Consider the following 25394-nt stretch of genomic DNA (forward strand, 5'->3'; position numbering starts at 1 on the left):
GTTCCTCCTTTATGCGATACCTAAGTACTTACGCTTTAATTCCTCATTCTGTACTAAATCTTTCATCGGGCCAGATTGGATGGATTCCCCATCATCGATGAGGGTGTATGTATCTCCGATGCGACTGGCCATTAGGAAGTTTTGCTCTACTAACACGATGGTCGTCTGCTTTTTCATTTCTATAATCGCTTCCATTACTTTTTCCACCACGACTGGAGCAAGTCCTTTAGAGGGCTCATCTATCAATAAAAGCTTGCTATCGTTTACAAAGGCTCTTGCCATTGCGAGCATTTGCTTTTGACCTCCTGATAGGTGTCCTCCCGCCTTTTTCCAATACTTTTTCAAATCTGGAAAAAGGTCCAGGACATATTCTTGTCTAGCTAACGCCGCATCATCTTCTTTTCTCATTGCCACTTTTAAGTTTTCTTCTACTGTAAGCCCCGCAAAAACCCCTTGATCCTCTGGGACATAGCCAATGCCATGAGTGGCAATTTGAAACGTAGGTACTTTGCTAATGTCTTTGTCTTGAAACATGATAGTTCCTGAAGTGGGTGGAGTTAGCCCCATAATCGTCTTTAAAGTAGTTGTCTTTCCCGCTCCATTTCTTCCTAAAAGAACGCTTACTTCCCCAGCTTTCGCTTCAAACGATACGCCTTGTAGTATGTGGTATTGCCCGATATGTGTATGAATGTTCTCCATTTTAAGCAAGGTGCTCATCATATAACCCTCCTAAATAAGCATTCTGTACGGTTTCATTATTCATAATTTCTGATGGCGTCCCATCCGCAAGGAGTCTTCCGTTGAATAAAACCATGATAGAATCCGATAAATCTAAAATCATATCCATCTTGTGCTCGATCAATAAGATTGTTTTATCGCCTTTTTGCTTGATCTGCTTGATTACCTCTAATATTGCGGGTACCTCTTCCAAAGACATTCCAGCGGTCGGTTCATCTAAGAGAAGAACCTCCGTGTCTAATGCTAAAAGCATGGCAATCTCTAGCTTTCTTTTTTCCCCATGAGAAAGCTGGTTTGCAATTGCATGAGATTTATTTGCAAGTAGAACCACTTCTAGAAGTTCCTCTGCTTGAGTTAACAAGTGTTTATAAGAAGTGAAATGTCGTAGCATTTGATAACGGATTTTTTCCTTAGATTGAAGCGCCAGTCGGACATTTTCTAATACCGTGAGGTTTGGAAAGACGTTCGTGATTTGAAACGAACGACCTAATCCAATTCTTGTTCTTTCAACAGCAGACATTTTGGCTAATGACTGTTCTTTGAAGAAGACATCACCCTCTGTTGGCTTTAGCTCCCCACTGATTAGATTGAAGAAGGTTGTCTTTCCTGCACCATTTGGTCCAATAATCGATTTAAAATGTCTTGGGGGCATGACAAAGTTGACGTGGTCTACTGCTGTCTGCCCTCCGAATTTAATGGTTAGATTTTCTGTTCGTAATATAGGTTCCATTGAAACGATCTCCTTTCTATCTGTCACTCTCCACAAGATAGAAGCATCTATCCCATGGAGAGTGACAGGCCTACTTCAGATAGGCTGTCACTTAACGTTACTTTTTGTTTAAAATCGGTGGCTCTGTTTCTTCTGGTGTTAATTCACGCAATAACACAGGTACTGGATAAGGGAGTCCTTCCTGTTTCTCCAGCTTGATGGAATATAATGTTTGTAATGCTTGATGATCCTCCGGACGGAAAGTCATTTTCCCTTTAGGTGTCTCAAATGACATTCCTTCCATGATACTAATTAGCTCATTTCCATCTGCATTTCCTTCCGAATTCTTCAACGCTTCTACGATTGCAATAGCTGCGGACATACCACCCGGTGTAAATAGGTCTGGTACTTCTCCGTTAAAGCGTTTTTTATGCTCATCTACTAACCAATCGTTTATTTCATTGTCAGGTAATGTATGGTAGTAAACCGAGAAGCCTTCCATCCCTACTAGAGGCTCCATGATACTAAGAGCTGCAATGTCAGGTGCTCCTGTAGAAATTTTGATGCCTTTTTCCTGCAAATTTAAATCAGCAATTTGGTTCCAGGGAGAGTTAGCCCCTGCCCAAACAATGAACAAATAATCTGGCTTTGCTTGAATAATCTTTTGCAAGTTAGAAGTAAAGTCTGTCGCAGCTGGGTCTGCATATTCTTCTAATACGATTTCCGCTCCAAGCTCTTCTGCTGCAGCTTTAAATGCGGAAACGCCATCCCAGCCAAATGAATAATCTGGTGCGAATGTTGCAATCTTTACTCCTTCTTTTGCTATTGCCGCTGCCCCTGCTACCGCATCTTGTGATGAGTTACGAGCTGTTCTAAAAATAAACGGATTAAACTCGGAGCCGGTAATACTATCTGCAACTGCAGGCTCTACGATCATAATCTTTTCATATTCCTCTGCTAGTGGCAGAACAGCCAATGTATCTCCTGAGCTAGAAGCTCCAACCAAGAAGTCAACCTCATCTTCTTCCAGTAGCTTAGTTGCCTTTTGAACAGCTACCTCTGGCTTCGTTTCTGTATCCTCATAGATGATTTCAATTTTCTTGCCGGCAACCTCCATTGTTCCATCAGTAGCATACTCAATTCCTAGATCAAATCCATTTCTTGTTTGCTTACCATAGGATTCTAGAGCTCCTGTCAATGAGGCAAGTACACCGATACGTATTGTTTCTTGATTCTCCCCTGAAACAGCTACCTTTTCCCCTTCTGAATCTGAACAAGCTGCGCTAAAAACCATGATAAATAGTAGGACCAAAAGCAAACTCCATTTTTTTAACATGTACATCCCCCTATTGCATTTTGTAAGCGTTCTCATGCTTCGTGATTATCTTACAAAATAGGAGTTACAAAAGAGTTACAGGATGGATAGCTAGAAAATCGCAAGAAAAAATCCACTTAACAATTCTGTGTTAAATGGATTAATTGATTAGCTATAATTCGTTATCATCTCATACATCTGGATGGTTGTTGGCATGGGCTCGACCTTTAACTCATCTCTCAATATAGCCACGCATTTCTCATACCATCTGATAGAAAGAGATCTATTTTGACGCTGATAATAGGCGAACATCAGCAGTCTGTATGCCTCTTCCCACGTAGGGTCTATTTTGAGAAGCTTTTCAGCCCAATAGATTGTTTGGTCAAACTCTTTTAATCTAGTAGAAGTTTGGGCAAGTCTTTCTAGAATAAATAAATATTTCTGCTCTGTCCTCTCTCTGTCATGTTGGATCCATTCGATTCCTTGTCTATCCTCTAAAATCGGTCCATGATATAGATTAACTGCTCTCATTAGCTGATCAATTGCAAATCTAGGATTTGTCTCTTTCATGCCTTTATCAGCAGATTCATGGAAAAGAGCTAAATCACTTGTGACGTTTGCCTGTGGATTCAATCTATACATGGATTGTCTTCTGGTGATAAAAAATGAATCCTCTCGGGCCATTCGAAACGGTTCAATGGTTTTCAGCAAGGAGTTTAGGACAACCTTAAAATCCCTATCCATCGTTTTTTCGTTGTTTTCTTTCCATAAAGCTCTTATTAGCTCTTCTTTCGGTACAAACCGGTTTTTGTTCATATATAAATAAACGAATAATTCCTTTGACTTATCTCTTTGCCATTTACGTTCTTCCACCTCTTCTAGACCCATATATAAGGTGAAAGAGCCTAATAGCTGTAACCTAAGCTCATAACCAGGATAGGCTATCCCTTCTTGGATGTTTAAACGGGCAGCAGCTGCTTGTAATATTTCATCTGCATCTATCTCTAATGCCTTTTGGTAAATCAAGTAATTCACCTGAAGATCTGGCGGACCAAAGATGGTTCGTTTTTGAAGGAAAAACCAAAAGTTATTGTCTATACATAGTTGCGAAAAGGAGATGCTATATTGGTGAAATAAATCATTCCTATCGAGCTTTAGATATATTCTCAGAAGCCAGTAATGAGTTAACATGAGACCGTAAACATCTTCACTCTCTTCCAAAAGCTTTTTAGCCTCTAAACAGGTTGCTTCACTTTTTTCCAAAAGATTATTTTCTAGATATACAATGGAAAGTCCCAAAAGGATATAAGCCGAAAGCCAGTAGTCATTGCTTCTTATTGTCTCTGCTAATCCTCTTTCACCATAAGAGATTGCCTCTTGAAGATTTCCTTGTCTACTTTTTAATATAGCCAGTCCGAGAAATGGCTCTGCCATTGCTCGTGAAACGTTTAAATCATCAATAAGATGTATTGCCTTCCTATAGCATGCCTCTGGGCCTTCTAAGTTATAAGGATTTATTAAGAGCTCCGCGTGTCCCTTCCTGATCCAACCTACTGCCTCCACAAATCCGGACCTCTCTTTAATTCCTGTTTGGATTCCCTTATCCGCCAATCGTTTGGCTTCTTCCATTTCTCCAATCAAGGAATAAATAAAAGACAAGAGTACATCTGTCTCCCTGTGAGAATCAGGTAAAGAAAGTTCATTTCCTAGGCGTTCCTGAAGGACATGAACCGCTCTTTCTAGCATGCCAGTCCGTAGGTATATTCTTCCGTCCAGGTTTCCCTCCTTCAAAACTTCTTCCGTTAACCTTTCGCTCTCTACCCACTGCTTGGCTTTGTTCGCTTTGCCGAGATTCACTAGATTTTCTGCTAGTAACCGCTTAAGAGTTATTTTTTCGTTCATTTTAATTTGTTTACTTTCTTCCGCCCATTTGATGGATTCCTCTAAGTATGACTTAGCCAGTGCAGGCTGTATGGTGTCCAAATATATATGAGCAATCCCTGCATTTGCTTTACTAATAAACACACTGTCCTGTGCTTCCATTGCTTTCTCTAAGCACCATTCGTAGGATTTCCGAGCCTTTTCATAAAAAGCACGATACCGATGACATTCTCCTTCATAAAAATATAATGGGTAAAATTTATCTTTAGATGACAGATGGTCTTTCATTAAATCCAGTAGCCAATCAAATTGCCCTGCTTGAATCATCGAAGGAGCAGCCTCTAGAAGGAGTGTGCCTAAAAATTCTTCGTCATTTGCTTTTACCCCATGGTGAATGGCTTGGACCATATTTTGTCTTTCTTTAAAAAATAGGGAGGCTTTTTGATGGTGCTCATCGTATAATTTTTTATTTTTTTGGAGCCATTTATTCTCTAAAAATTGCTGAAATAATGCATGAAAACGATATTCTCCATCTACACTTAGCGATTGGATAAACGTATGACTATTTGCAAGTCGCTCTAGCTGGTTTAATTCCCCCTCCCCAAAAAACGCTTGTATTATCTCTTTAGAAAATATAGAGAATATACTAAAGTTCAATAAGGATTGTTGGTCCTTCTCATTCATCAACAAGAAGACTTCTTCTGATAAATAGGAGAATAAATCTTGTAATGCTGGGTCTACTAGGTTGGTAATTTGCTTCGATGAATCTACAAACTGAACAGCAAAAAGCTGAATAGCAATCGCCCATCCTTCTGTTAACCTTTCAATCATAGCCGCTTCTTCTGCAGTTATTACTTTTTCGAAGTAATCCTCAAAAAACACCATTATTTCCTCTTCCGTGAAGGACAAATCTTTCTCGGTAATCTCTATTAGATGACTATTCATCTTTAGCTTGATTAACGCTGTCCACTTAGGACGTACTCTCGATGCAATAACTAAATGTATATGGTCAGGCAAAAACTCAATAATTTTTTCCATCATATAATTTATTTGAAAGACATGATCCACTAAATGAAAGTCATCTAACACGATTGAAAACGGTTTCTCAATGGCTGACAGCTCATTGCTGAACAAGGAATACCACCTTGTAAGCTCTGCTTCCTTTGGATACATGGAAAGTAGGTCGGTTGATAATAACTGTTGGCCAAAGGTAGGAATAGTTTTTTGAATACTTGCTATTAGGTGTCTAAGAAAAGGAAGAATATCGTCATCCTCTTCCGTTATGGAATACCAGGAAAATGTCTCTTTGGAATCTATTAAGTATTGCGCGATTGCGGAGCTCTTACCAAATCCAGCACCGCTATGTAATAAGCATACCTTTTTGTCTGAAATAGTCTTTAGCTTTTTCATGAGGGAAGCTCTTCTCATATAGTGAGAAGAAGGCATTGGCGGATTTAGCTTAGACAAGATAATAGTTGTTTGCTTCATCCTTTTCCTCCTATATTTTCAACGTAATCTTACACATATCCTACCATATCTGTTATATAAATAGAATGATAATTCTGATAGGATAGCAAGAATGAATCAAGGTTCGTGTTGATGAAAAGAACTATATTGGAAAATGATTGCTTGGAAGATAGATTACTTTAGAAGCGATTTTTATTACTAATAGAGAAAGTTATAAATATATACGTTTTAACTGTGGAGCAACAAAAGAGAGGTTGGAGATCTTATCGAATGGTAGAGACTTAAATAATACGGGGATTTTTTTAGAAAATCTGAGGCATGTTAGAAAAACAGAATTCGATCAGTTGTTACCGAAAATATACAGTCGGAAAACGACCTAATGATGTTAATATTATATTAGGAGCAATAATAATCAACCGACACAATCAAGAATGATAGTTTGTACATTAAAAAAGAGAAAGTCGGATTTGAATCAATTCAAATCCGACTTTCTTCTATTGAAAGCTAATATTAAGCTTCTTGAATTTTGTTACGTAGTACCATTTGAAGGATACCACCGTGACGGTAGTAATCTACCTCAACCTCTGAGTCGAAACGTGCAAGAACCTTGAATTCTTTTACAGATCCGTCTTCTGCTTTCGCAGTAACAGTTAGAATATCACGAGGTTTTACACCTTCAGCGATGTTGATACTGATTTCTTCTTTACCAGTTAAGCCAAGAGTCTCAGCATTTTCTCCTGGTAAGAAGTTTAATGGAAGCACACCCATCATAACTAGGTTAGAACGGTGAATACGCTCGAAGCTTTCTGTGATAACAGCTTTGATACCAAGTAAGTTAGTACCTTTTGCTGCCCAGTCACGAGAAGATCCCATTCCGTAATCTTTTCCACCTAGAACTACTAATCCAGTACCTTCTTCTTGGTACTTCATAGCAGCATCATAGATAGACATGATTTCGCCAGTTGGCCAGTAAGTAGTATAACCACCCTCTGTACCTGGAGCGATTTGGTTGCGGATACGGATATTAGCGAATGTTCCGCGCATCATTACTTCATGGTTACCACGACGAGAACCATAAGAGTTGAAGTCACGTACTTCTACACCGTTTTCACGTAGGTATTTACCTGCAGGTGTATCTTTACCGATTGCACCAGCTGGTGAAATATGGTCAGTAGTGATAGAGTCACCGAATTTAGCAACTACACGTAAACCTGATAATCCTTCGATACTACCTGGCTCAGGAGATAATCCTTGGAAGAATGGTGGGTTTTGGATGTAAGTTGATTTTTCATCGAATGTGTATAGAGACTCAGTAGATGTCTCGATCGCATTCCATGCTTCGTTTTCATCAAATACACGTGCATATTCTTTTTGGAATAGTTCACGAGTTACCACTTTGTTTAGAACTTCATTTACTTCTTCAGTTGAAGGCCAGATATCTGCGAAGAATACATCGTTTCCATCTTGGTCTTTACCTAAAGAATCTTTTTGTAAGTCAACATCTACAGTTCCAGCAAGAGCATAAGCTACTACTAATGGTGGAGATGCAAGGTAGTTAGCTTTTACAAGTGGGTGTACGCGTCCTTCAAAGTTACGGTTACCAGAAAGCACTGAAGTAACGAATAAGTCTTCTTCTACGATTGCTTTCTCGATTTCAGGTAATAATGGACCTGAGTTACCGATACATGTAGTACATCCGTAACCAACTGTGTTAAAGCCGATTTCGTCTAAGAATTTATCTAAGCCTGAATCTTGTAGGTATCCAGTTACAACTTTAGAACCTGGTGCTAAAGATGTTTTTACATATGCAGGAACTTTTAAGCCTTTTTCTACTGCTTTTTTCGCAACAAGACCAGCTGCAAGCATTACGTATGGGTTAGAAGTGTTTGTACAAGAAGTGATTGCAGCGATTGCTACAGCACCTGTTGGCATAACAACTTCTTTATCTTCAAATTTAACAGTTGCGTTTTTCGCAAATTCTTTTTCTGTTAATCCAAAGCCTTGAGTACCTTGTGGAGCTACTACAGCTTCACGGTAACGAGCTTTCATATCTGTAAGTGGAATTAAATCTTGTGGACGCTTAGGACCAGAAAGGTTTGCTTGAATGTCTGCAAGATTAATTTCAATTACGTCTGTGTAAACAGGCTCGAGTGTAGGATCAAAGAACAAATCATTTGCTTTTAAGTAAGCTTCTACAACTGCGATGTGCTCTTCTTCACGGCCAGTTAAGCGTAAGTATTCAAGAGATTCTTCGTCGATTGCGAAGTAACCACATGTTGCACCATACTCTGGAGCCATGTTAGCGATTGTCGCACGGTCAGCAAGTGGTAGTTTAGATACCCCAGGACCAAAGAATTCTACGAATTTACCTACTACGCCACGTTGACGTAATACTTGAGTAACTTTTAATGCTAAGTCGGTTGCAGTAGTTCCGTTTGGAAGGTCTCCAACTAATTTAACACCAATTACTTCTGGGATTGGGAAGTAAGAAGGTTGGCCTAACATACCAGCCTCTGCTTCAATACCACCTACACCCCATCCTAATACTCCAAGACCATTGATCATTGTTGTATGAGAGTCAGTACCTACTACTGAATCTGGGAAAGTATCTAATGTGCCATCTGTATTTTCTTTAACGTGTACGATTGGCGCAAGATACTCAAGGTTAACTTGGTGAACAATACCTGTTGCTGGTGGAACAGCACGGAAGTTGTCATAAGCTGTTTGCGCCCATTTTAAGAAATTGTAACGCTCAGCATTACGCTCGAACTCAAGGTCCATGTTAGCTTTTAATGCTGATGCCGAACCATATTTGTCTACTTGTACGGAGTGGTCGATTACAAGGTCTACTGGAATAGCAGGGTTGATTTTATCTGGGTTACCACCCATTTCCTTCATTGCAGAACGCAAGGAAGCAAGGTCAACTACTACTGGTACTCCTGTGAAGTCTTGTAGTACAACACGTGAAGGTTTAAAAGGAACTTCTGCTTCTGGATCAGCATCTTTACCCCATTTTGCCAGTTGTTCAACATGCTCTTCTTTGATAACATAACCATCATATTGACGTAGCACAGATTCTAGTAATACTTTAATTGAATATGGAAGGCGTGAAATATTTGCAATTCCAGCTTCCTCTAAAGCAGCTAGACGATAATAGTTATACTCTTTGCCATTTAGCTCGAAAGAAGTACGACTGTTGTGTAAGCTATTGTTTGCCATTTGTGTTCCTCCTAATATCTATTGAAAAGACTCTATTCAAGTAACTTTTCTCCAAGGATAATAATACTCTAATACGAACGATAAGTAAATTACATTAAAATTATTATAAGTAATAATTATTTCTTATGACCTTTTATTTTTTTGATTATTTTTTCTAATTGTTTCACATGTCGCTTTTCATGTAGACCTACAAAGGGGAACCATTGACCTAACGGGACCCTTCCAAAAGCAGGATGAGAAAGCGATTTATTTTGAAAGGTTTGAAAATCATGCTTCGCATATAATTCCAGCAATTTCATGCGGGTTTGATGAAGCTCCTCCTTCATTACCTGCTTTGTTTCAAATGAGGATGTTGGTTGTGCGTACTTAGGTGCCTTCACTTTAAATATTCTAATTGTTGTAAGCTGAATAGGCTTTTTCTTTACCTTCGGACTAGATGGTTTTGCTAGCTCTAGCTTAATTCCTTCAATTATTTTGGACTCCAGCTTTATTAAATGCTCTAAAATCTGTTTTGGTGACCATGTATTTGTATCTGGAGCTGTATTGAATTCATCGTCTGTCAAAGAATCTATTAAACGAAAAAGATCCGCTCTAATTTGATTATTTTTTTCTAAAAACATATTATGCCCTCCACTTTTACTCTTTAGTATGGATATACCCATATCTCCCCTTATACAATCGTAAAAACCACACGTATTTTCATTTGATTCAAACTATGAGAGAATGGAAGATTGGAAAGGAAGATTAAAAATGCTTAAAGAAATGAAGATGAACCATTTAAACGATCCATGGGAGGCATACAGAGATATTGAGAAGCATGGTAAACTAACTCTTTCTAATATAGAATTTACTACCACCACACTTTGTAATATGAGATGTGCACATTGCGCAGTTGGATATACGCTTCAAACAAAGGATCCAGTAGCACTACCTATTGAGTTGATCATACAGCGTTTAGATGAAATCCCACATTTACAAACGATAAGTATCACTGGTGGCGAACCAATGCTATCGAAGAAATCTGTCAATAATTATGTGTTGCCACTATTAAAATATGCCCATAATCGAGGAGTTCGTACGCAAATTAACTCAAATCTCACTTTAGACCCTGAGAGATACTTGCTAATAGCTCCATATCTAGATGTGTTACATATATCCCACAACTGGGGAACGATTGACGAATTTGTAGAAACAGGCTTCGCTGTGATGGAACGCAAGCCAACCTATAAGCAGCGTGCAAAATTGTTTGAGCGCATGATAGCGAACAGTAGAATGCTTGCAGAGGCAGGTGTCATGGTATCTGCGGAAACCATGCTTAATAAAAAAACACTGCCGTATCTAGAACATATTCACAGACAGGTTGTCGAGGAAATGAAGTGCGCAAGGCATGAAATTCATCCTATGTATCCTTCCGATTTTGCTTCTTCTCTGGAAACACTCACATTAGAGGAGACAAAAAATGCGATTGAGGATATTTTAGATTTTCGCAATGAGGACGTATGGATGTTATTTGGAACGCTTCCCTTTTACCCATGTAACCCCGACCCTAAAGTTACTGCCCTCTTAAAAAGATTGGCTGCAGCTAAAAATGTATCCGTTAGGAATGACCCTGACGGTAGATCCCGTTTAAATGTAAGTATTTTTTCTGGAGAAGTTATTGTTACTGATTTTGGAGATGCTCCAGCGCTTGGAAATATTGTGTCAGACTCACTGCCTGATGTCTTTGATAAATGGCTAGCTTCTCCCCTGTCACAGTCCTTAAACTGCCATTGTCCTGCTGTTAAATGCTTAGGACCAAATCTCCTGGTGAAAAATATGTATTATAATGATGCACAATTTATAAGTGGCTCAGTCAAATAAAGTTACTGGGACATATCAAATGAGGAGCACTTATGATTCAATCAAATGATTAGAATCATAAGTGTTTTTTGTTTACACCTTTCTCTTAAACACTTTAGTTTACATAATATTATTATTTGAAATAATTGATTGTCCTCAAATTAGTTGCTGGCGATACCTTGCTGGTTCCGAGCAATAGAGTCTTCTTTTCGAGCGATAGACGTCTTTTTCCGCGCAGTAGAACCGGTTTTTCGAGCAGTAGACTCTACCTCCTAGCGCTATCGCGTTTAAAGATAGGAACCTGAAGGGTTTGCATCTTACCTCTTAGACAATATCCGCTTAAAGTGAACAGTCCCATTCTTTCGTCTTCATTTTAAAAATAGCAGGTGAAATATTCGTTCTTTTCATTCATACTAGAAATAAAACTGATATAGGGGTGTTATGGATGAAGAAAGCATTATTAGTTATCGATTATACAAACGATTTTGTTGCCGATAATGGTACGCTAACTTGCGGGAAACCTGGTCAAATGTTAGAAAATTATATTGTTCAGCTTACAGAAGAATTTTTACGCAAGGGAGATTTAGTCGTATTTCCTACTGACTTACACGAAGAAGATGACACTTATCATCCGGAAACAAAGCTATTTCCCCCACATAACATAAAGGGCACGGAAGGCAGAACGCTATATGGGAAAATTCAAGACGTTTATACGCAAAACAGAGATCGAGTTATTTGGATGGATAAAACAAGATATAGTTCCTTTGCTGGGACTCCTCTACAGCAAATACTACGTGCAAGAGGAATAAATGAACTGCACCTAGTTGGTGTATGTACTGACATTTGTGTACTTCATACTGCAGTGGATGCATATAATCTTGGTTTTCAACTAGTTATTCATAAGGGTGGAGTAGCCAGCTTTAATGAGGTAGGTCATGACTGGGCGCTCAATCATTTTGCTAATTCATTGGGCGCTACTGTTATCTGAAAATAGTCTCATATGTTTAATATTTCTTTCTTTTGGATATATAACTAATGTCAAGTCATTTAGCCAAAGGAGAGAAAAGCTATGAGTATTATTTTATTTTTAATCATTGGTGGAGTTATAGGATGGTTAGCAGGACTTATTCTAGGTAAGGACGTTCCAGGAGGTATTATTGGTAATATTATTGCCGGAGTAATTGGGGCATGGATTGGAGGAATGATTTTCCCGGATATGGGTCCGGTAATCTGGGATATGGCCATCATTCCTGCTTTAATCGGTGCTATTATCTTTGTAGCGATATTAAGCTTGATCCTTAGAGCAATACGAAAATAATAACTGGAGATTGCGACTACGAAGGTAGGATTTAGCGTTACTACCTAAAAATCTTAGATTTTAAAAGATAAGGGATATTCCATAAGCCTCAGCTTATAGAATATCCCTTTAATTTCTTTTTGTTACTTTCTGTGATTCTTCGTGCTGAGAAGTATAAAGTTCATAGTAATACATAACGTCTTCGACATATTTTTCGCTTCGATTATAATTAAAGACTGCTTTTTCGATATCTCCGTCTGCTGCACCACTAGCTGCTAAATAATTTGCTGCACTGAAAATAGCATCCTCAATATCAAATGGATCAGCAATCCCATCTCCGTTTGCATCAATTCCGTATCCTCCGTACATTTCAATTACTTCCGGATTTACTTTATCTTCTTCAGGAATATCTCCTTTTCCTAAGTCACTACAGCTCGGATGAGACCAGCCAACAAAAGTGCAAGGCATAAATTGCATATGTCCCTCCGCTCCCACAGGCGATACGAGTGTACTCATAGAAGAAAATTTTGTTTCAATTCTATGATGAGCAGCCAATAATGTCCATGGAACCCCAAACTCTTCTTCCGCTGCCATATAAATTTCTAAATATTCTTCAGGGATTTCAACTTGCATCGTACTATCTTTAATTTCAAATGTTAAACGTTGGATGATGGGTACCTTTTGAAGGCTATTCCAGCTGATGATCAGTAAAACATATACTGTGATTGTAATAGGAAGGAGTAAAGCAATCATCCAAGCTTTTTTTTTCATGCTTTTATTGTTCTTTGCAGACATCCTATCACCTCACCTTTAAAGTTGCTTTTGATAAATACTTAATAGTTGATCAATGGAAAGTGGTTTTCCGAAATAATATCCTTGTAGATAATGGCATTCCAATTCCTTAAGACTAATAGCTTGTTGATTGTCCTCTACCCCTTCTGCCAAAACAGTTAGCTTCAAATTGTGGGCTAAGGAAATAATTGACTGAACAATTGCCTTCGTTTTCACATTATGTATAGAACGTGTAAAGCTTTGGTCAATTTTAATGATATTTACCGGAAGCTTTTCCAAATGCTTAAACGAAGAATAGCCCGTCCCAAAATCATCAATAGCAATTTGAAAACCTAAATCCTTTAACTCTTGTAAGGATTTTATTACAAACTCAGTATATTCCATTATAATTGACTCCGTTATTTCCAAAACTATTTTATTTGGATTTACATTCGTTTCTTGCAATATTCGTTTTGTTCTTTCGATGTAATCATGCTGATAAAATTGCCTTGCAGAAACATTTACACTAAACAGAAGTTCTCTTTCTAAAGCTTGTTCAATTATTGGGATATGTAAACAAGTTTCTCTTAATACAAAATCTCCAATTTTTATTATTAGACCACTTCTTTCAGCAATCGGAATAAATTCACTTGGAGAAATCATTTCATCATTATGTTTCCAACGAAGCAGGGACTCTACACCGACCATTTGATTTAGAGAAGATAAGACTTGAGGCTGAAAATGCAAAAACAATTCGTTTTTACCTAATGCATCCTTTAATCCATCCTCTAAGTAAAGTTGCCTATTTGCTAATTCCGATAAGGAAGACTGATATCTTTGATGCATAAATCCGCCTGATTTCTTCGCCTCTTCTACAGCTATTTCAGCAAATCTTATTAATTCAGAGGGATTTTGAGAATCAGATGGGAAATGTACAGAGCCTATACTTACAGGAATGGTAATATCTTTTTCTTGTATATGAAGAGGAATAGAACAATCAGCTAAAATAATATTGATGAGGGCTTCCAACTCTTCATTGCTCCGGTTCTTTAATAAAACAATAAACTCATCTGCCACCCAACGTGCGATGATATCAGAGCTTTTAAAATTTACATTGTATCTCAGCCGATTAGCTACTTGCTTTAAAACATAATCTCCACTTTCATGTCCATATAAATCATTTATCATCTTGAAGCGATCAAAATCAATGAACAATAAATGGAATGGCTCTTTTTTCGAAAGAAAATTATTTAAATTCGTTTGAAGCGAGCTTCTATTTTCGAGGCCTGTTAGCTCATCCTTGAAATCTTTTAAAAGAAGATTGTTTTGTGCTCCCCATAGCTGTTTCAATAAATATAATAATAACAGAGCGCTAAGTCCTACATATATAAAACCCTTTGAAATAGAAATAGTTTTACCTTCTGGGAAATAATGGAATAACAGCGTATCGGAAAGAAAAATCCAAAGTATGCTTGCAAGCGCATAAATAACTACGATCCGAAATGAGATACTGCGATATGTTTTCGTTAAGGACATTTGGGTTCTCCTTTTCTTCTATCTCTATGAAAACAATATCATAATTTAATAGGGAAAAATATATAAAAACATAAAAAATTCTAAACATTTTTTATTATTTTTTCACCTATTTTTGGTATAGAAACTCTCTAAATAGGAAAATCTAAAACTAGAAGACAACAAAAAAAGGTTTTCGTGAAGAGGATGTGAAGGGTCGACAGCTTCCTACCAGTATCATTACATACGTGATATATCCCTTATATCTTCAGCACTAAAAACCAATTTATACTTTAGAATCCATGTAGAGGGCTAATGATAATATATTTGCCAGTGCGCTCTCTTCATTAGCTATTGCTTATTTTCTTTCTACTTTCCATCCTCAATAAGCGTTTCCATATCAATAACTATTTCTTCTTTTGGCACATTTTCGTTTCCTACATAGTTTTTGACCGCAATGCCATTCTGGTCTACTAAATAAAACCTTACTCCATGAATAACTTGATCAGAGTTAGGGTCATCACGAACAAGCGCCTTGAAAGATTTTTCCGCAAATTGTGATATATGCTCTTGATCATAACCAGTCAATAGATTCCATTTTGACTCATCTGGAACATCATACATTTCAAGATATTCTTGTAACTTTTCTGGTGTATCTACTTCTGGATCAACGCTAAAGGCCACTATTTTGTAATCTTCAATTCCTTTTTCCACTAGCATTTCCTGAATTTCTGTCATATTAAAGGTCATTGGAGGGCATACTGTCGTGCAATTAGTGAATATAAAGGTTGCAAGCCAAACTGTTCCCTTCAGGCTTTCTAAGGAAACTTCCTCACCGCGCTGATTATCATAGGTGAAATCACTAACTTGCCAATTTGTTTGAGCTTCAAAGTCACCGCTACTTCCACATCCTACGAGAATCAATGTAGTAATGGAAAGTAACACGAAAAATTTTTTCATGGAATCCCTCTCTCTTCCTTTTATAGCATAATCTTATCGAAAGCAGACGAATCCATCAACTAAACTTTCCTGTATATTTCAACAGTTTTGTGTCCATCATCTTATTGCAAGTAGAGCATTTTTTATCTCTTCTAGCTTGCTTTCTACTCGGTGCATTAAATAGAATGCAACAAAAATAGGAAAGCCCACATCTTGAATAACTGATAAAAATTCCTCCATCTATCTTAGCTCCTTTTTTAAAAAAACTCTCCCGAAGGAGAGTTTTTTCTTAGATTATTTCTTCCACATTTCGTTCAACTATCTTTGCAGATTTAATTACTGTCAGTGCAGTTCCCTCTACATGGAAAACATCGCTTGAAAGAATTACCTGAGCACCAGCTTCCACCTGTGCCTGTGTCAATGTTTCCTTAGGGTCATCCACTGAGACTAGAAGACTTTTACCATTTGCTGCTTCAAATTGAATTTGTAACGTCTTTGCCATTTACTTTCCTCCTCTTATTGAATAGACATTGTTTGTACTCTTTCCGCCCCGATATAACCTTTTGCTGAAAAGCCTGCTAGAACATCCGACACTGCCAATAACTGGTCTGCAGTCGCAGCAGATCTCAAATTACGGTACGTCTTACTAGTGAATTTCATTTTTCCTTCCTCTGTGATACCTGCTTCAAACACCAACCTCAGTACTGCTTGCTTGTATTCGAAATTAGCCATTTTCTATCACCTCCTTCACTTATTAAATAGAAACTTTTTCTAAGAAAGGATACATTGTTGATGAAAAAGTTTTTAATAAGTTTTATACTAGATTTAGAATGAGGTGAATAGAGTGGTAACATTATCAGGCTGGTTTATGTGGTTTATCGTTTTCTGGGTAATCATTTTAGTTACTTTAATGGGGATCGGTGGCTTCTTCATGTTTAGGAAGTTTCTAAAATCCATGCCTAAAAATGACGGTAAATCAGACTTAGATTGGGAAGAATATTATGTAAATAAAACAATACATATGTGGAACGATGAACAAAAGGCTTTGTTAAATGAGCTGACGGCTCCAGTACCTGAGCTATTCAGACCAGTTGCAAAACAGAAAATTGCAGGTAAAATTGGACAGCTCGCTTTAGAGGAAAAGGCGACTTCTATTACACAGGACTTATTAATAAGAGGTTATATAATAGCTACACCCAAACGAGATCATAAATTTTTAAGGAAGAAAATGGCTCAGCTGGATATGGATGTGTCACCTTATGAAAAGTATTTTGAACTATCCGTTGACACGAGAAAAGAAGCGTTAGGTAAGCATGCGAAGAATTAAATAATATGGAGCATTCATGGCGTCCCCATTGTTAGATATACAAAACAATGGGGACGCCATTATATATGTATAAAAATTAGGCTTCTATAATTTTTGACGGGTTACATAATAAAAAAAGAACAAAATCACCCCTTTTATACTGTATAGTTGAAAAAAGCAATAGAATGGCGATTTCGAAAATGCTTTGTGTTTCCAATAAACCTCCGGTTCTCCGCTGCGGCGGACGCTTTCCGCGGGCCAACAGTATGTTGGTCAGGAAAACGTTGTCACACGATGTGACGAACTTAGTTTTCCATCCTTTACATGAGCCATAGCCGAACGCTGTCGCGCACCGTTGCTATGTCTCACCTGTCTCCCTCCCCCTGCAGGAGTCGCCGACGCTACTACATACCAATTAGTGTTTCCTACTAAAAATATAAGTCTTGGTTAATAAACGATAAATATATTCCAACATGGATTAACCTATCTAGAAAAATAAGCACCCCCACTTCCCTATATTTGAACCATTTATAAAAGGTCAGCCCCTTCTCTTTTTTTGTCTTTTTAAGTATCCTTTATATGGAAAAAGAGTATAATATAATTAGAACAATCGTTCAATTTGTGGAAAGGAGCTTATAAGTGAACAAAAGGCGCTATGACAGTGAGAATGCTAAATACGAAATTATGGAACAAGCAACCCTTTTGTTTTCTCAAAAAGGGTATAACCAAACCTCTGTTGGAGATATTTCAAAGGCTTCAGGTTATAGCAAAGGACATATTTATTATCATTTTGAGAACAAAGAAAAGCTCTTTGTGCTTTTGGCTCAGAAAACCATGCAAGACTGGCATGACAAGTGGAAGGCAAAAGAGTCTAACTACTCGACTGCATCTGAAAAACTCTATGCAGTAGCAATGCATGTACTTTACAATTACCAAACACCCTTACTAAGCGGAGGTCAAGAGCTTGCCTCCAATCCTCATTCCAGTCCAGAATCTGTGAAGCAGTTATACGATTTAGCTATTGTTCCAATGGGTACTTATCAATCTATTTTACGAGAAGGGATAGAAACCGGAGAATTTAAGCCCGGAAATTTAGACCAATGGACAGTTTTACTCGGAACATGGCTAGGAGGTTTATGTCAGCTTACGAATACACAGGATTTTCAGTCGCTTGAACCTTTGTTCAAAGAAGCAATTACAATTTTTTTAGGTTCCATTAAAAAAGGGGGAAATGTACATGAAGAGGACAATCGTTTTAATCGGTGACAGTTTAACGGAAGGACGCCCAGGGGTATCTTTTAGTCGCTTGCTAGAGGAGAAATATCCAAGCATTTCATTTGAGAATCATGGGAAGCCAGGTGAAACGATTAAAAGTTTGCATACGCGCTTATCTAAAACCAAAATAGACAATCATTATGATTTAGTCTTCCTTTGGATAGGTGTAAATGATGTTTATTCCAAACTGTTGAAAGTCCAGGCACAACCTATCGCAGAAAATCATGAAGAGTTTAAGGAATATTTTATCAAGATTTTGGATATATTAAATCCTTCTAAAACAAAGATAGTTATCGTTTCACCTGCAATAGTAGGCGAAAGTTTAACAAATCCATCTAACAATGAATTAAGGAGCTTATCTTCTATTATTCAATCAATCTCCAATAATTATCCATCAGTAAGCTTTTTAAATTTACAACCTATATTTGAAAATGCACTTTCCGGCATACCTACTTCTGATTACATCAGCACTAATGTGTTAAACGTCATGAAGGATGTGTTCTTTTATAAGCATCCTAACCGGATTGATCGACTATCGAAAAAACGGGGATTACATTTGACGATGGATGGAATTCATTTGAATAGTAAAGGTGCTTCCGTTGTCTCAGAACAATATGCATCAATGATAGATCAAATCTTATTTAGTGATAGTAGTAGCCTGGTGAACTAGTATGGTGGACAATATGAAAATTGCGCTTGTAACCGGCGGTGCCTCTGGAATTGGTAAAGCAATTTGCCAAGAATTAATCGCTCAACATGTATTTGTCATAATCACTGATATAAATGAAGAAGCCGGAAAGATACTCGAAACTGAGCTTAATCAAGAACGTCTTGCTAGTAGGTTTATCTTTTTGAACGTGACAGAATACGATTCTTTCAAGCAGGTAATGCAAGCTGTAATAGAGGAATTTGGTAGACTGGATTATCTATTTAACAATGCTGGTATTGCAATGTATGGTGAATTATATGATATGACGATAGAAGATTGGAAAGAAATTATGGATACTAACTTATGGGGAGTTATTTATGGAACGCAAATAGGCTATAACATTATGAAGGAGCAAGGATTCGGACACATTGTAAATACCTCCTCTGCAGCCGGATTAGGTCCTACACCTATCTCTTCTGCCTATTCAGCAACAAAGCATGCAGTGGTGGGATTAACTACCTCCCTTCATTTTGAAGCAGAAGCCTTTGGAATTAAAGTAAGTACTCTTTGCCCTACTTTCGTTGATACTCCCATTTTCCGTCAAGCCAAAGCAATCAATATCAACAAGGCCATTTTACTCGATCAACTAAAAAAACAGCGAATGATTTCCCCTCAAAAGCTAGCGAAAATAGCTATTAAGGGTGTTCATCAAAACAAGGTAATCATCTGTCCTATGCCGATGCGTAAAACAATGGATGTTCTTTTTATACTTTTCCCTTCGCTTCACAAGTTAGTGATGAAGTTGGTTTGTAGAGTAAGTCGAGAAGGTCGTTTATCCTGAACTTAGATATTTCAATAAATAATTTAACTACAAGTCGGTTTCTTGCTGTTAGAAATCGGCTTTTTTATGGATTCTTTTTGGACTAAAAAAACACAGTCAAACTCAAAGTTTCGAGTATGACTGTGGTATTCTTTATAAACCTTCTCTTTGTAGTTTTTTAAATTGTAAAAACATTGCGATTCGCCAGGGAACGATCATTCCGAAGGCTAAAATCCAAAACATGCCACTTAATGCCCCTACATCTATTGAAGAGCTAAGCACAAGTTTGGCAATGATTCTAATAATAAGCAAGCCAATAAGAATAAAGATAAATGCTTTGGATTGCTTTAAATAAATTTCTCCATCTCTTCTTTCAAACTTCGAAGTCCATATAAGAACTCCCGAAAATACAATTCCTGCCACTAACGCTTCTATTATTTGCGCTCCAGTTACGCGGAAAAATGGAAATAGAAACATTAAAGCTCCTGTAGACATAAATAATGGAGGCAATAGAATTTTCTTTGCGCTTGCAGGTCGTTTTGCAGATTTAGCACGTAAAGTCGTCACAATAATTCCCATTCCAATTGCAAACACCGAAGTGACAATAATCATGGTATTGGCTGGAATTGATTCAAACATATAATTACTCCATCTCCATTTTATTTCTTAGGAATCTATTACGTTACGTAATACCTGTACTAGCTGATTCGGATCAAAGGGCTTTGTAAGAAAATCCTTGGCACCGGCGTCTAAGGCATCTACGATTAGCTTTTGCTGTCCGAGTGCTGTTACCATCACAATCTTGGCAAGTGGGTCTATTGCGATAATCTCGTGAACCGCCTCAATCCCCGATATGCCAGGCATTGTAATATCCATCGTAACGAGATCAGGCTGTAGTTTTTTATATTGCTCAATAGCCTCTATGCCATTTGCAGCTTCACCAATTATTTCGAATTGGTGTTCCTCCAGCATTCTTCTCATTGTAGCTCTCATAAACATAGCATCATCCACTACTAGCACGGTTGTCATGGAAACTCTCCCTTCTATTAGAATCCAGTAAAGTCGCCGAATAGAGGACTCAAGATTTGAATAATATAAGTCATTCCATCAAAGAATAATAGAATTCCAAGTGCTATCATTAAGTAACCACCTATTTTCACAATTAGGTTACTATTCGTTCTAATCCACTTCAAACGTGTAACAAAGAAGGAGAGAACGAAGAATGGTATTGCAAAACCAAGAACGTAGGCGAGCATATAGAATACGCCAGCGTCAGGGTTTGAGCCTGCCATAATAAGAACAGCTGCCAGGATAGGTCCTGTGCACGGCTGCCAGCCTGCTGCAAATGCCATCCCTATTAATATAGTCCCTATAAAACCGGTTGGTCGATTCTTAAACTCTAATCTCTTTTCTTTCATTAAGAATTCAGGTTTAAATATTCCTACAACGACTAACCCAAATATCACAATGAATATTGCTCCAACCTGACGTATTAAGTCGCCATACTGAATAAAGAAGGTTCCAATAAAGGAAGTTGCGTATCCCAATGCGATAAAGATAATTGAAAACCCTAGTAAAAAGAACAAGGTATGAAGCATTCCTCTTTTTTGCATCAGCTTTTTATCCGTTTTTAATTCTTCCAGTGACATCCCTGTTATATAGGATAAAAAAGCTGGGTAAAGAGGAAGGGTGCATGGAGAGATAAAGCTCAAAAAGCCTGCACCGAATGCTAAAAGCAAGTTTACATCAGTACTCACGACAGTCTCCCTTTCCGAATTGCTGTTCCTATCGTATCAAACTTTTAGTCAATTTACTCTATTAAAGCTTGTGACAGCTTTTCGAATCTTTGTGCCTAGGCAATATCCTCTACTACTCCATTTTGCAATAAATACATTTTATGATAAAGGCCTTTTTGATTTAGCAATTCTTGGTGAGTTCCTCGTTCCACAATTTCTCCGTGGTGCAAGACTAAAATAAGCTCTGCGTCTTGAATAGTACTTAATCTGTGTGCAATTGCAATAGTAGTTCTTCCTTGTCTCATTTTTTCTAGACTATTTTGAATCGCTACCTCTGTTTCCGTATCGATGTTTGCTGTGGCTTCATCGAGCACTAGAATCTTTGGATTCGTAGCTATTGTTCTGGCAAATGCGATTAACTGTCTTTGGCCGCTGGAGAAGGTAGATCCGCGCTCTGTCACCTTTTGCTTATAGCCATTTGGTAAGTTCTCAATAAAATAATGAGCTTGAACAAATTCAGCAGCAGCCTTTACCTCTTCCTCACTCATATCTTTTGCATGTAGTCTTATATTACTTACTATATCCCCGTAGAATAAGAATGGGTCCTGTAAGACTAAGCCTATCTTATTTCGTAGCTCCTCTGCCTTAAAGTCCTTTACAGAGTATCCATCAATTTTTATATCTCCATGCTCAAACTCATAGAATCTCATTAATAGATTAATAATCGAGCTTTTTCCGGACCCTGTGTGACCAACTAATGCAACCGTCTGTCCAGGCTCCGCAGTAAATGAGATATTTTTTAATACATCTGTTTTTCCATCATAGGAGAAGGTGACATTTTGAAATTCAATTTTGCCTGATTGAATAGTTGCTTTTTCTTTGTCCTGTTGAGCAGGAGCTAGGTCTTCTTCATCTAATAGAGTAAATACGCGAGATGCTGCTACAATCGCTTGTTGGAATAAAGACAGCCTTTGCATCACTTGATTGATAGGCTCGAAAAAGCGGTCTATATAAGTTACGAAAGCATAAATAACCCCTATCTCTACTACATTATTCATGGAAGTGATTCCAAAATAACTTAACAAGATGATGATACCCAATGCATATACAATATCAATAGCTGGTCTCAGTAAAAGACTATCTAATTTTATATTTCGTTTTCCCGCGTTCCAATGACGGTCATTTATCTCATTGAATTCATCCTGCAAACGTTCTTCCTGTCTAAATGCCTGTATCATCGTCATTCCTTGTAATGACTCCGCTAGTTTTGCATTTAGCTGGCTTAGTCTTTCTCGAAGATCTTGATAAACAACGGAGCTATATTTCCGGTAAGTAACCATAATGACAAAAAGGATAGGCAATAGCACTGTGGTAATCAACGCCAGCTTGACGTTCAATAAGAACATAGCGATGTAAACCCCAATTACCAATACCCCACTTTGAATAAAGCCAACCAATACGCTGACAAACATATCCTTAATCGCTTCGGTATCATTCGTAACACGTGACACGATACTTCCAGCAGGTGTTTTATCAAAATAACGCATACCTAGCTTATGAACCTTTGAGAATACGTCAATCCTCATCTGCTGAATTATCTTTAAAGCGATTTCTTGGAATTTTAGTAGCTGGAAATAGCTAACAATGGCATTAGTAATTTGTATAAATACATAGCCTAGTGCTAGCCCGACAAGTGGACCAGTAGGGAAATACCTAGGTGTCAAATAATCATCCATAAACACACTGATTAAATATGGACCTAAAATATCAACCGTTACTGTAATAACCAACAAGAATAACGCGATTGAAATTTTCTTTTTATGTGGCTTCAAATAGGTAAGTAAGCGTTTGAATACCTTCCACTGCGCTTTTCCAGTTAGAAGTGTCTGTTTTTCTTCCATTATGCTTCCCCTCCTTGCTCCACAAGCGTTTCTAGCTGCTGCAACTCATACATTTCTTTGTAAATACCTTGTAATGCTATCAACTCATCATGCGTACCTTTTTCTACAATTGTTCCGTTTTCCATTACGATAATTTGATGTGCATGTTGGATTGCGCTTAATCTATGAGAGGTGATAATCGTCGTCTCTCCGGTTCTCGTTTCCTTCAAAGCTTCTAGAATAGCTTCCTCAGTTCTTGCATCAACTGCAGAAAGAGAGTCATCAAGAATAAGCATCTCGGGCTCCATCATCAGTGCTCGAGCTATAGAAATTCGTTGTTTTTGCCCACCAGAAAGGGAAACTCCTCTTTCCCCTACGATTGTATTATAGCCGTTTGTGAACTGGAGAATGTCTTCATGAATATTAGCTAGCTTAGCAGCTTCGTAAATTTTCTCCATCGAAGCACCGGCATTAGCAAATGCAATATTACCAGCTACTGTTGTAGAGAACAGAAAATGATCCTGCGGCACATAGCCAATCGCTTCACGTAGGGCTTGCTTTTTATAATCATCAATCGGATGGTCGCCATACACGATTTTCCCTTTATAGCCTTCAAATTCTCTCATCAACAGCTTCAAAATAGCTGTCTTACCTGATCCTGTCTTCCCAACGATTCCAAGTGTCTCTCCCTTTTTAAGCTGAAAATGAACATTATGTAAGGCAACACGATCGTCTCCAGGAAACTTAAATTCATCAATTTCAAAATGCAAGTCACCGTGAGGTTTCTCTGTGATTGCGTTTGATTTATCATCAATTTCAATTTCTTCATCTAAAATGTTGCGGATACGATCATAAGAAGCTCTTCCTCGCTCCATTATGTTAAATAGATAGCCAAATGCTAGCATTGGCCAAACAAGAAGTCCTAAATAAGAAGCAAAAGCAAACAAATCTCCAATCGACATTTCTCCATTTAAAATAAATCTTGTTCCAAAAGTAATGGTAAGGAAATAACACATACCTACGATTAACGATATGGTCGGATCAAACAATGAGTCGATTTTGGCTACCGTAAGATTTTTCTTCACTACTTCCTCTGACAGGTTTACAAAGTCCTCTGTATCTTCCTTTTCCTGTCCAAACGTTTTGATAACCTTGACACCTGAGATGCTCTCCTGTGCTTTATCATTTAAATCAGAAAAAGCTTCCTGTGCATATCGAAACCTTTGATGTAGCAGCTTTCCATAATAACTCGTGGATATCGCCATTAAGGGTAGAGGAAGAAGTGCAATGATTGTAAGCTTCCAGTTAATTGTAATTGCCATTGCAGCAATTACAAAGCCCCCTGTTGCCAAGGAATCTACTAGCGTCAAGACACCTGTCCCAGCAGTTTGTTGCACTGCGGATAGATCATTCGTAGCATGGGCCATTAAATCCCCTACTCGCTTTTTTTGATAAAAAGAAGGAGCCATCCTTGTAAAATGACAAAATAACTTTTCTCTTAAAAGTCTTGCTAAAAAGATAGAGGATCCGAAAATCATGATTCTCCAGTAATACCTTAATACATACATCCCTATTGCGGCTGCAGCTAAAATGCTTAACCACTTTATCAGGAAATCTCCTGTGAGCGTTCCACTACTAATCTCATCTACAACAAACCCTATAATTTTAGGTGGTATCAGCTGCAAAAAAGCAACGAACAGCAACATCAATATACCTATAAGATATTGCTTTTTCCTAAGCTTAAAATACCAACCCAAATCAAAAAATACCTTCATTTTGATCCCCCATTTACAAAATCAGACTTTTCCATTTTATCAAAAGTTTGAACATTAAGAAAGATAGGAGAAACAAATAATTCGGGAATTGAAATAATATTTATACTGATGATTCTGTAGAATAATAAAATAAGTATGGCTTTTTACATTTCTATCCACTTCAGACGGAAGAGCAATTTTTATTCATGCTCATCTTGAATCTCAATGTTACTTCTAATAGTTGATGTACGCTATAGGCGGACGCTTTCCGAGGGGGGAGCGATGAG

Annotated in this window: 24 protein-coding genes; 7 read left to right on the top strand and 17 right to left on the bottom strand. The window is 37.8% G+C overall.

Features of this window, described 5'->3' with window-relative positions:
* Window positions 1–9: 9 nt before the first annotated feature.
* The 6 genes from AC1ECF_RS03300 to AC1ECF_RS03325 all read right to left on the bottom strand — a co-directional run bounded on the left by AC1ECF_RS03300 (window position 10) and on the right by AC1ECF_RS03325 (window position 9949).
* Window positions 10–717, bottom strand: coding sequence for an ABC transporter ATP-binding protein (locus AC1ECF_RS03300; protein WP_480387967.1), 708 nt, complete (start codon window positions 715–717; stop codon window positions 10–12).
* Window positions 701–1468, bottom strand: a complete 768-nt coding sequence (locus tag AC1ECF_RS03305; RefSeq protein WP_480387968.1) for an ABC transporter ATP-binding protein — start codon at window positions 1466–1468, stop codon at window positions 701–703. The genes AC1ECF_RS03300 and AC1ECF_RS03305 overlap by 17 nt, the downstream gene beginning before the upstream one ends.
* 97 nt (window positions 1469–1565) lie before the next feature.
* Window positions 1566–2783, bottom strand: coding sequence for a substrate-binding domain-containing protein (locus tag AC1ECF_RS03310; protein WP_480387969.1), 1218 nt, complete (start codon window positions 2781–2783; stop codon window positions 1566–1568).
* 147 nt (window positions 2784–2930) lie between these two features.
* Window positions 2931–6131: an AfsR/SARP family transcriptional regulator gene (locus AC1ECF_RS03315; RefSeq protein WP_480387970.1), complete on the bottom strand. Its 3201-nt coding sequence runs from the start codon at window positions 6129–6131 to the stop codon at window positions 2931–2933.
* 489 nt (window positions 6132–6620) lie between these two features.
* Window positions 6621–9329 (bottom strand): aconitate hydratase AcnA, encoded by a 2709-nt coding sequence (acnA, locus tag AC1ECF_RS03320; protein WP_480387971.1) that lies wholly within the window; start codon window positions 9327–9329, stop codon window positions 6621–6623.
* 116 nt (window positions 9330–9445) lie between these two features.
* Window positions 9446–9949 carry a DinB family protein gene (locus tag AC1ECF_RS03325; protein ID WP_480387972.1) on the bottom strand — a complete coding sequence of 168 codons (504 nt, stop codon included), beginning with the start codon at window positions 9947–9949 and terminating at the stop codon, window positions 9446–9448.
* A gap of 130 nt (window positions 9950–10079) precedes the next feature.
* On the opposite strand from AC1ECF_RS03325, the gene yfkAB reads away from it, so the two are divergent.
* The 3 genes from yfkAB (at window position 10080) to AC1ECF_RS03340 (ending at window position 12486) form a co-directional block, all read left to right on the top strand.
* Window positions 10080–11189: a radical SAM/CxCxxxxC motif protein YfkAB gene (gene yfkAB / locus AC1ECF_RS03330; RefSeq protein ID WP_480387973.1), complete on the top strand. Its 1110-nt coding sequence runs from the start codon at window positions 10080–10082 to the stop codon at window positions 11187–11189.
* Between the two features lie 424 nt (window positions 11190–11613).
* Complete coding sequence (locus tag AC1ECF_RS03335) at window positions 11614–12156, top strand: cysteine hydrolase family protein (RefSeq protein WP_480387974.1); 543 nt, start codon at window positions 11614–11616, stop codon at window positions 12154–12156.
* Between the two features lie 81 nt (window positions 12157–12237).
* Entirely contained in the window at window positions 12238–12486 is a 249-nt protein-coding gene (locus tag AC1ECF_RS03340; RefSeq protein ID WP_480387975.1) for a GlsB/YeaQ/YmgE family stress response membrane protein, read from the top strand.
* Between the two features lie 108 nt (window positions 12487–12594).
* On the opposite strand, the gene AC1ECF_RS03345 is transcribed toward AC1ECF_RS03340, so the two are convergent.
* The 6 genes from AC1ECF_RS03345 to AC1ECF_RS03370 all read right to left on the bottom strand — a co-directional run bounded on the left by AC1ECF_RS03345 (window position 12595) and on the right by AC1ECF_RS03370 (window position 16419).
* Window positions 12595–13260 carry a lytic transglycosylase domain-containing protein gene (locus tag AC1ECF_RS03345; RefSeq protein WP_480387976.1) on the bottom strand — a complete coding sequence of 222 codons (666 nt, stop codon included), beginning with the start codon at window positions 13258–13260 and terminating at the stop codon, window positions 12595–12597.
* Window positions 13261–13275: 15 nt separating this feature from the next.
* On the bottom strand, window positions 13276–14772 hold the full coding sequence (locus AC1ECF_RS03350; RefSeq protein ID WP_480387977.1) for a putative bifunctional diguanylate cyclase/phosphodiesterase: 1497 nt from the start codon (window positions 14770–14772) through the stop codon (window positions 13276–13278).
* Between the two features lie 345 nt (window positions 14773–15117).
* Window positions 15118–15708: an SCO family protein gene (locus AC1ECF_RS03355; RefSeq protein ID WP_480387978.1), complete on the bottom strand. Its 591-nt coding sequence runs from the start codon at window positions 15706–15708 to the stop codon at window positions 15118–15120.
* Between the two features lie 96 nt (window positions 15709–15804).
* Entirely contained in the window at window positions 15805–15927 is a 123-nt protein-coding gene (locus AC1ECF_RS03360) for a YvrJ family protein (protein WP_480387979.1), read from the bottom strand.
* A 49-nt stretch (window positions 15928–15976) separates the two neighbouring features.
* Window positions 15977–16189, bottom strand: a complete 213-nt coding sequence (locus AC1ECF_RS03365) for a DUF2922 domain-containing protein (protein ID WP_480387980.1) — start codon at window positions 16187–16189, stop codon at window positions 15977–15979.
* A gap of 14 nt (window positions 16190–16203) precedes the next feature.
* On the bottom strand, window positions 16204–16419 hold the full coding sequence (locus tag AC1ECF_RS03370; RefSeq protein ID WP_480387981.1) for a DUF1659 domain-containing protein: 216 nt from the start codon (window positions 16417–16419) through the stop codon (window positions 16204–16206).
* A gap of 136 nt (window positions 16420–16555) precedes the next feature.
* Between AC1ECF_RS03370 and AC1ECF_RS03375 the strand changes: the two genes are divergently transcribed.
* The 4 genes from AC1ECF_RS03375 (at window position 16556) to AC1ECF_RS03390 (ending at window position 19758) form a co-directional block, all read left to right on the top strand.
* Complete coding sequence (locus AC1ECF_RS03375; protein ID WP_480388111.1) at window positions 16556–17014, top strand: DUF2621 domain-containing protein; 459 nt, start codon at window positions 16556–16558, stop codon at window positions 17012–17014.
* Window positions 17015–17632: 618 nt separating this feature from the next.
* Window positions 17633–18259 (top strand): TetR/AcrR family transcriptional regulator, encoded by a 627-nt coding sequence (locus AC1ECF_RS03380; RefSeq protein WP_480387982.1) that lies wholly within the window; start codon window positions 17633–17635, stop codon window positions 18257–18259.
* Window positions 18231–18938 (top strand): SGNH/GDSL hydrolase family protein, encoded by a 708-nt coding sequence (locus tag AC1ECF_RS03385; RefSeq protein WP_480387983.1) that lies wholly within the window; start codon window positions 18231–18233, stop codon window positions 18936–18938. The genes AC1ECF_RS03380 and AC1ECF_RS03385 overlap by 29 nt, the downstream gene beginning before the upstream one ends.
* Window positions 18939–18942: 4 nt before the next feature.
* Entirely contained in the window at window positions 18943–19758 is an 816-nt protein-coding gene (locus tag AC1ECF_RS03390) for an SDR family NAD(P)-dependent oxidoreductase (protein ID WP_480388112.1), read from the top strand.
* 132 nt (window positions 19759–19890) lie between these two features.
* On the opposite strand, the gene AC1ECF_RS03395 is transcribed toward AC1ECF_RS03390, so the two are convergent.
* The 5 genes from AC1ECF_RS03395 to AC1ECF_RS03415 all read right to left on the bottom strand — a co-directional run bounded on the left by AC1ECF_RS03395 (window position 19891) and on the right by AC1ECF_RS03415 (window position 25128).
* Complete coding sequence (locus AC1ECF_RS03395) at window positions 19891–20376, bottom strand: CcdC family protein (protein WP_480387984.1); 486 nt, start codon at window positions 20374–20376, stop codon at window positions 19891–19893.
* A gap of 27 nt (window positions 20377–20403) precedes the next feature.
* Entirely contained in the window at window positions 20404–20766 is a 363-nt protein-coding gene (locus tag AC1ECF_RS03400) for a response regulator (RefSeq protein ID WP_480387985.1), read from the bottom strand.
* Between the two features lie 17 nt (window positions 20767–20783).
* The gene (locus tag AC1ECF_RS03405; protein ID WP_480387986.1) at window positions 20784–21494 is read right to left on the bottom strand and encodes a cytochrome c biogenesis CcdA family protein; all 711 of its coding nucleotides are present in this window, start codon (window positions 21492–21494) and stop codon (window positions 20784–20786) included.
* Window positions 21495–21589: 95 nt separating this feature from the next.
* Entirely contained in the window at window positions 21590–23374 is a 1785-nt protein-coding gene (locus AC1ECF_RS03410) for an ABC transporter ATP-binding protein (protein WP_480387987.1), read from the bottom strand.
* Window positions 23374–25128 (bottom strand): ABC transporter transmembrane domain-containing protein, encoded by a 1755-nt coding sequence (locus tag AC1ECF_RS03415; RefSeq protein WP_480387988.1) that lies wholly within the window; start codon window positions 25126–25128, stop codon window positions 23374–23376. Before AC1ECF_RS03415 ends, AC1ECF_RS03410 begins: the two co-directional genes overlap by 1 nt.
* Between the last annotated feature and the right edge of the window lie 266 nt (window positions 25129–25394).

The sequence above is a fragment of the Psychrobacillus sp. Z3-81 genome (genome assembly GCF_056620325.1).